This window comes from Paenimyroides marinum (assembly GCF_900108395.1).
In the GTDB taxonomy this organism is placed as follows: domain Bacteria; phylum Bacteroidota; class Bacteroidia; order Flavobacteriales; family Flavobacteriaceae; genus Flavobacterium; species Flavobacterium marinum.
The window spans coordinates 49,794-57,500 of the sequence record NZ_FNXE01000020.1 but is presented as its reverse complement, the minus strand read 5'-3'; the positions used below and the strand labels follow the sequence as shown (position 1 = coordinate 57,500).

Here is a 7,707-nt window from a genome sequence, read left to right as displayed (position 1 = left end):
TATGCTTGTAGACAAGCATATCAAATTTATCTTTTGGAATAAAATTGATGATTTGTTTGAAAATCGGCTGACCGACTAATTTCTTTTCTGTATCTTTATTGCTCATATTTTTGATTTGTCGTAAAACCAAAATATGAAAAAAGGAGCTAACCACAATGGGAAGCTCCTTAATTTTGAAAAGTTAGTCGGTTAGTAGTGAATTGATTTATAGTTTAACGATTCAAATGTAATGAATATTTTATATTATGTAAAAAATATTTTACATTTTGATTTAAAAAAAAGCCAGGACGTTCTATCCTGACTTTTCTAAAAACATTAAATTAATTGAGTGAACTTAAAATTTCCTGAAATTTATCTACGGGTAAATCAACACGGGTTTGTATTAAATTGATTTCGTCTTCATCTTTTATTTTCAATACTATGTGTGTAATTCTGTCCTTTTTTTCAGCAGCAAGAATGGTGATCAAATCACCCTCGCTGTTGATGCTGACAAACTCTTCGTAGCGGTCATTTTCCAACGCTTTGTCTAAATCACGGAGCATTTTATTGCTGATATTCTCAATGGAAACAACACGTGTGGCTTTTAAATATTTGGTCAGCGGTTTCAATTCCTTGTGAGAGCCTGTAAACTGATAGAGCATTTTGGGAATACGCAACGAAGTAATTTCCTGATTGTATTCTTTGTAAAAAGCATCCAAACCTTTGTTTCTAAATGATGCACACGATAGCATCACACAACTCATTACTAACAGAAAGCTGTATTTTAATAACTTCATTTTTTCTTGTTTTTAAGTTTTTTTACCTGATCCATTCCGCCGATGTTTACATTGTCGGAAATCGAAGTGAGTTCGTCCAGAAGAAAGTTTCCGCTGATGATCATCAAAACAGTGTCTTCTCCTGTAATGCTCATAACCAATTCGCGGATGCGGTTGTTTTTTTCAAGGGTTTTAAACGAAATAATATTCCCATCTTCGTTGATATTCATCAATTCCTCATAGCCGTTTTTGGTCAACGAATGTGCCAGCGATGCCAAATCGTTTTTCAACGTATTGGTTTTAGCGTCTTCCTGTATCAGAATTTTAATCCCTTCCAGATTGGATAGAAATTTCTGAAAATCTTTGTATTCAGAATCAGTAGTTTTGATCCGTGACAGCATTTTAAACATTGATTTGGAAATACTTACTGTGGTATAGCCTTTTTTGCCTTCGTAATCCGAGGCTACTTTTTGTGCCAGACTCTGTGCCATTGCGGTAAGTGGTAAACACAACAACAGCAGATATACAATTTTTTTTAGTCTCATATTTATTCTTTTACTTGATTCAACTTGTTTAAATGATCTATATTCTGAATACCGGTATTCAATTTTTCGCTGACAAAAGCCAATGCCTTTTGTGCTTGTTCCAATGCCACTTCAGGATCTTCGATAGTGCCTTCTACTGTATTGGAAACCAAAATTTCTTTGCCTATTTTCGTTTCAAAAACATTGTTTGTTGACGAGTAACCCAAAGGATTCCATACAAACAAGACTACACACGCAGCGGCAACTAAACTGCATATTGTAACGAATCTTATCCGTTGATTGTTTTGTTGTTTAGGAATCGTAGCATTTTGAAATGTTTGTTTTTTCAAAGCTTCAAGATCCTTAAAAATATACTGTTCTACCGTTTCACTTTCGTGCAACACGTATTTTTTCAGCCATTGTTCTTCGGCTAAAGTGGTTTCGCCATTGTAATATTTTTCTAACAGCCGTTCTTTATTCACTTCCTCTTTCATTGTTCAAATAGGCGTTATATAATTCTCTTATTTTTTTTCGTGCACGTGATAAACACGTTCTGACATCGTCGTAACTAATTACTAAAACTTCAGCAATTTCTTCCAGCTCATAACCTTCGATTTCCCGCAGATGATAAACGGTACGTTGCTTCTCATTTAAAAGGTTTAACAATTGATCCAATTTGTTCTCACTCTCTTTCAATTCCAGAATTTTATCAGGACTTTCGCCGGAAAAATGGTGATTTAAAACTTCATCGGATTGAAAAACGTAGTGTTTCTTTCTCAGAAAATCCAGACTTGTATTCCGAACCATTGTCATTAAAAATGCTTCACTGTTTTGAAGGTTATAATGATCTTTCTTCAAAATAAATTTCTCGTAACAATCCTGTACAATATCTTCGGCATCGGTACTGTTTCCGATAATCCGACATGCCAGCCGAAGCATTTTGTGATGAGATGTACTGAAATTTTCCAAATGAAACTTGTGTTGTTTATTAGTAAGACGAATAAACGGATATTTTGTGACAAAGAAATCGGATAAAAATAAAAAAAACAGCATTTTTTTTAAATGCTGTTTTAGAGATATAAGGTTGAAAATCTTACAAATTCTGAAAGAAATCGTTTCCTTTATCATCGGTAATGATGAAGGCAGGGAAATCTTTAACGGTTATTTTACGAACGGCTTCCATTCCCAATTCCTGAAAATCAACCACTTCTACACTTAAAATATTGTCTTGTGCCAGAATTGCTGCCGGTCCGCCAATTGAGCCTAAATAGAATCCTCCGTGTTTTTTACACGCATCGGTAACTTGTTGTGAACGGTTTCCTTTTGCCAGCATAATCATAGAACCGCCGGCTGCTTGAAATTGATCTACATAACTGTCCATACGTCCGGCAGTTGTAGGTCCGAAAGATCCTGAAGCCATTCCTTCAGGCGTTTTTGCGGGACCCGCATAATAAACCGGATGATTTTTGAAATATTCCGGCATCGGTTGTCCGTTGTCCAGCATTTCCTTGATTTTTGCGTGGGCAATATCGCGGGCAACAATCACGGTTCCATTCAACATCAAACGTGTTTTAATCGGGTGTTTGGTTAATTCCGCTAAAATAGTTGACATTGGCTGGTCCAAATCAATCGTAACCGGTGCTTCTAAGTGTGGAGCGGTTTCCGGTAACAAACGTGCAGGATTGGTTTCTAATTGTTCCACGAAAATTCCTTCTGCGGTAATTTTTCCTTTGATATTTCTGTCGGCAGAGCACGAAACACCTAAGCCAACCGGACAAGAAGCTGCGTGGCGTGGCAAACGGATTACACGAACATCGTGTACCAGATATTTTCCACCAAACTGTGCACCCACTCCCGATTCCTGACAAATTTGTTTCACACGTTCTTCCCATTCTAAATCCCGAAATGCCTGACCTGCCATATTTCCTGATGTTGGCAAATGATCGTAATATCCCGCAGAAGCTTTTTTAACGGTTGCCAAATTAGCTTCAGCTGAAGTTCCTCCAATAACTAATGCCAAATGATATGGCGGACAAGCTGCCGTACCCAAATCCATTATTTTATTTTTAATAAACGCTTCCAACGATTTTTCGTTCAAAAGAGATTTTGTCTGTTGGTATAGAAAGGTTTTGTTGGCAGACCCCCCCCCTTTTGCCAAAAATAAAAATTCGTACAAATTTCCTTTTTTTGCATAGATGTCTATTTGTGCAGGAAGGTTTGATCCCGAGTTTTTCTCTTCGAACATTGAAATTGGAACGATTTGAGAATAACGCAGGTTTTTGTTGGTATAAGTATTGAAAATGCCTTTTGATAACGCTTCTGCATCATCGATTCCGGTATAAACATTTTCGCCTTTTTTTGCCATTACAATTGCCGTTCCCGTATCTTGACAAGATGGTAATTCGCCACCGACAGCCACAGCTGCATTTTGCAATAAGTTGTACGCTACAAAACGGTCGTTATCGGTAGCTTCGGGATCATCGATAATGGCACGTAATTTTTCTAAATGCGACGTACGCAGCATAAACGAAACATCGGTCATTGCGGTTTCTGCCAATAGTTCTAACCCTTTCGGGTCAACCGTTAAAATTTCGCGGTTTCCTAATTGTTCTACCTTTACGTAATCTGAAGTAATTTTGCGATACTGCGTATCATCTTTTTGTACAGGAAAAGAATCCTGATATATAAAATCTATCATTTTGTTGTTAGTTTTAGCAGAACAAAATTACAAAAATAGTATCTGAAACTGCTTAAACTGGTTCTAAATTAAGAAGAAAAGCCTCTTCTAAACGAAGAGGCTTTTGTATTATTTATTTGCTTTTGCAATGTATTGGTCTAATGCCATGGTCATAGACGGAGCTTCGGGGGTTGGTGCCATAATATCGACACGCAAACCGCAATCTTCGGCTTCTTTTTTAGTTGTACCGCCAAAAACACCTATCCTTGTATCTCCTTGGACAAAGTCGGGGAAGTTCTTAAATAACGAATTGATTCCTGTTGGACTGAAAAAACACAACACATCGTACTTTACATCTGCCAAATCAGTCAAATCGCTCATGGCTGTGCGGAAAAAGATCCCTTGTGTCCAGTTAACTCCTAAATCGTTTAATGTTTGCGGTACATCGTCGTTTAATTTGTCTGATGCAGGTAATAAAAATTTATCGTCTTTGAACTTTTTAATAAGCGGCGATAAATCGGAAAAGTCTTTTTGCCCAACATAGATTTTACGTTTACGATATACAACATACTTTTGTAAGTAATAGGCAACTGCTTCTGACTGGCAGAAATATTTCATTGTTTCAGGAACTTTAAAACGCATTTCTTCTGCTACTCTGAAATAATGGTCAACTGAGTTTTTACTGGTAAGAATAATTGAGGTGTAATTATTCAAATCAATTTTTTGTTGACGGATTTCTTTGGCGTTTACACCTTCAACGTGAATGAAAGGTCTAAAGTCAATTTTAATTTTGTATTTCTGCTGTAGGTCAAAATACGGAGAATTTTCTACTTTAGGTTCTGGCTGTGACACCAAAATTGATTTCACTTTCATAAATTTTTCTGCTTTATGTTTTAGAAACAACAAACCAATGATACATGATAATGTACGGTGCTATTTCAAAGGTGCAAAGATACAAAATAAAATAAAACAAAAATCGACTAAAAGTTTTTTGATAATTTTTTAAGAGTAGTACAAACAGTATGGCATTAAACATCAAAAACAGCCCCAATACGATCCAAATAAAAAAATCAAAAGTAAACCGGTTGTAAAATAAAATGGCTATTAGCGGAAAAAACAACAATCCTAAATAAGAACGGTAGCTTACTTTTACCAAATTGTATTGTTCTGCAAAATCTTCCATGTTAAAACAAACGGCAATTATTTTTTCTATAAAATATTTTACCAGAACAAAAAACATCAGTATGCTTAGAATCCTTAAATAAACCGTGAAATCAGATAGCTGCGAATAACCTGTTAAGCTAACGATATAGTGCACAAACAAACTCAAAGAGATCATTTGCACAAAAAACATGCTTATGGTAAAACCGCTTTTCATGTTATTGCTATCACGGTACGTTGAAAGGTATTTATTTGAAACCGCGAGTCTTACAAAATCATCGAAACGGTTTGGAAAAGTAATACGTGTAACAACAATGGTTGCAAAGGTTAAAACAAATAAAACCGTAGCCCAATCAATTGAAAAAATGTTTCTGTGTAAAAAATCTATTTCCATAACAGCTGTAAAAATAATAATTTTATATCGAATTAAAACCTTCTAATTTTATTAAGAAAAGTACATAATAAAAAAAGTACATTTGCCAATAACTTTTTTTATGAAGCGAAATATAGTTGTCATACCCACTTTTAACGAGATCGAAAATATCGCTGATATTTTGCATGCCGTTATGAAGCTTGATATGCCAGTGGATGTTTTGGTAGTTGACGATAATTCGCCCGATGGAACTGCGGATAAGGTTTTACAGGTTGCCAGTGAATTTCCCGACCGGATTTTCCTAAAAAAAAGACTGAAAAAAAATGGATTAGGCACCGCTTACGTAGCAGGATTTAATTGGGCATTAAAACACAACTACGAATATATTTTTGAAATGGATGCCGATTTTTCGCACAATCCAAATGATTTACCTAAATTGTTAGAGGTTTGTAAAAACCATGCCGACGTGGCTATTGGTTCGCGGTACGTAAAAGGAGTTAACGTGGTCAACTGGCCTTTAAGCAGGGTGCTGTTATCTTATTTTGCTTCGGTTTATGTGCGTTTCATCACCGGAATGAACATTATGGATACCACTGCCGGATTTATTTGTTACCATCGGTCGGTTTTAGAGAACATCAATCTGGAAAAGATTAAATTTGTAGGATACGCCTTTCAAATCGAAATGAAATACAGAGCCTTTTCAAAAGATTTCAAATTGGTTGAAGTACCTATTATTTTTACCGACCGCACCAAAGGAAAATCAAAAATGTCGGGTGGTATTATCAAAGAAGCCGTGTTTGGTGTGTTACAATTACGTTTGAAAAAATTATTAAAAAAATTATAAATGAGTACTCTTTTAATTAAAAACGGAACCATAGTTAACGAAGGAACAATTTTTAAAGCTGATATATTCATTGAAAATGAAATCATATCAAAAATAGCTTCAGAAATAAATATCGTTGCCGATAAAATGATTGATGCTTCGGGCTTACACATTTTTCCCGGAGTGATTGATGATCAGGTACATTTCCGCGAACCAGGATTAACACACAAAGGTTGCATTGCCAGTGAATCTAAAGCAGCTATTGCCGGTGGAGTAACTTCGTTTATAGAACAGCCCAACACGGTTCCCAATGCCGTAACTCAGGAAATTTTAGAGGAAAAATACCAAATTGCTGCCAAAACATCGTACGCAAACTATTCGTTTATGATGGGCGGTACCAACGATAATTTAGAAGAAGTTTTAAAAACCAATCCGCGAAATGTAGCCGGAATTAAATTATTCTTAGGCTCATCGACAGGAAATATGCTGGTTGATAATGAAGAAACGTTAGAGAAAATATTTTCATCTACCAAAATGCTGATAGCCGTTCATTGTGAAGACGAACAAACCATTCGCGAAAATCTGGAAAAAGCAAAAGAGCAATATGGAGATGATATTCCGGTAACGCAACACCCTGTCATCCGTAGTGCGGCAGCCTGTTATAAATCCTCTTCAAAAGCCATTGAACTGGCAAAAAAAACCGGGGCACGTTTACATGTTTTTCACATCAGCACAGGCTTAGAAACCGAATTGTTCCAAAACGATATTCCGTTAGAAGAAAAACTGATTACTGCCGAAGTTTGTGTACACCATCTATATTTTTCTGATGCAGATTATACCACAAAAGGCAATTTCATTAAATGGAATCCGGCGGTAAAAGCAGCAACCGATCGCGAAAAAATATGGGAAGCACTGTTAGATGACCGTATCGATGTTATTGCAACAGACCACGCACCACATACATTAGAAGAAAAATCTCAAAAATATTTACAGGCACCATCAGGCGGACCTTTGGTACAACATTCACTCATCACGATGTTAGAATTTGCCAAAAACGGAAAAATATCGTTAGAAAAAGTTGCTCAAAAAATGATGCATAACCCGGCAATTTTATTCAAAATAGAAAAACGCGGATTTATAAAAGAAGGTTTTTTTGCCGATTTAGCTTTGGTAGATTTAAACAGCGATGCATGGACGGTCACTAAAGAAAACGTACTGTACCAATGTGGTTGGTCGCCTTTTGAAGGCAAAGAATTTACCACTAAAGTACAAACTACCGTTTTAAACGGAAAAGTGGTAATGGAAAACGGTGTACTAAACGAAGAGCGTTTTGGTCAACGATTATTGTTTAACAGATAATTAGTTGTCATTCTAACGAAGTGAAGACCCGAGCT

At 36.1% G+C, this 7,707-nt stretch carries 9 protein-coding genes; 2 read left to right on the top strand and 7 right to left on the bottom strand.

What is annotated here, in order from left to right:
• Positions 1-320: 320 nt before the first annotated feature.
• The 7 genes from BLW20_RS08070 to BLW20_RS08040 all read right to left on the bottom strand — a co-directional run bounded on the left by BLW20_RS08070 (position 321) and on the right by BLW20_RS08040 (position 5,511).
• On the bottom strand, positions 321-776 hold the full coding sequence (locus BLW20_RS08070; protein ID WP_091098824.1) for a DUF4252 domain-containing protein: 456 nt from the start codon (positions 774-776) through the stop codon (positions 321-323).
• The gene (locus tag BLW20_RS08065; protein WP_091098820.1) at positions 773-1,300 is read right to left on the bottom strand and encodes a DUF4252 domain-containing protein; all 528 of its coding nucleotides are present in this window, start codon (positions 1,298-1,300) and stop codon (positions 773-775) included. The genes BLW20_RS08070 and BLW20_RS08065 overlap by 4 nt, the downstream gene beginning before the upstream one ends.
• Before the next feature lie 2 nt (positions 1,301-1,302).
• Positions 1,303-1,773: a hypothetical protein gene (locus tag BLW20_RS08060; protein WP_091098817.1), complete on the bottom strand. Its 471-nt coding sequence runs from the start codon at positions 1,771-1,773 to the stop codon at positions 1,303-1,305.
• Positions 1,754-2,332: an RNA polymerase sigma factor gene (locus tag BLW20_RS08055; protein WP_177165056.1), complete on the bottom strand. Its 579-nt coding sequence runs from the start codon at positions 2,330-2,332 to the stop codon at positions 1,754-1,756. The genes BLW20_RS08060 and BLW20_RS08055 overlap by 20 nt, the downstream gene beginning before the upstream one ends.
• Positions 2,333-2,372: 40 nt before the next feature.
• Positions 2,373-3,974 (bottom strand): fumarate hydratase, encoded by a 1,602-nt coding sequence (locus BLW20_RS08050; protein ID WP_091098834.1) that lies wholly within the window; start codon positions 3,972-3,974, stop codon positions 2,373-2,375.
• A 111-nt stretch (positions 3,975-4,085) separates the two neighbouring features.
• The gene (locus BLW20_RS08045) at positions 4,086-4,829 is read right to left on the bottom strand and encodes a uroporphyrinogen-III synthase (protein ID WP_091098831.1); all 744 of its coding nucleotides are present in this window, start codon (positions 4,827-4,829) and stop codon (positions 4,086-4,088) included.
• Between the two features lie 13 nt (positions 4,830-4,842).
• The gene (locus BLW20_RS08040; protein ID WP_091098810.1) at positions 4,843-5,511 is read right to left on the bottom strand and encodes a DUF4271 domain-containing protein; all 669 of its coding nucleotides are present in this window, start codon (positions 5,509-5,511) and stop codon (positions 4,843-4,845) included.
• 100 nt (positions 5,512-5,611) lie between these two features.
• Here BLW20_RS08040 and BLW20_RS08035 point away from each other — a divergent pair, with 100 nt between their 5' ends.
• Entirely contained in the window at positions 5,612-6,334 is a 723-nt protein-coding gene (locus BLW20_RS08035; RefSeq protein ID WP_091098807.1) for a polyprenol monophosphomannose synthase, read from the top strand.
• Complete coding sequence (locus BLW20_RS08030) at positions 6,335-7,672, top strand: dihydroorotase (protein ID WP_091098803.1); 1,338 nt, start codon at positions 6,335-6,337, stop codon at positions 7,670-7,672.
• Positions 7,673-7,707: the final 35 nt, after the last annotated feature.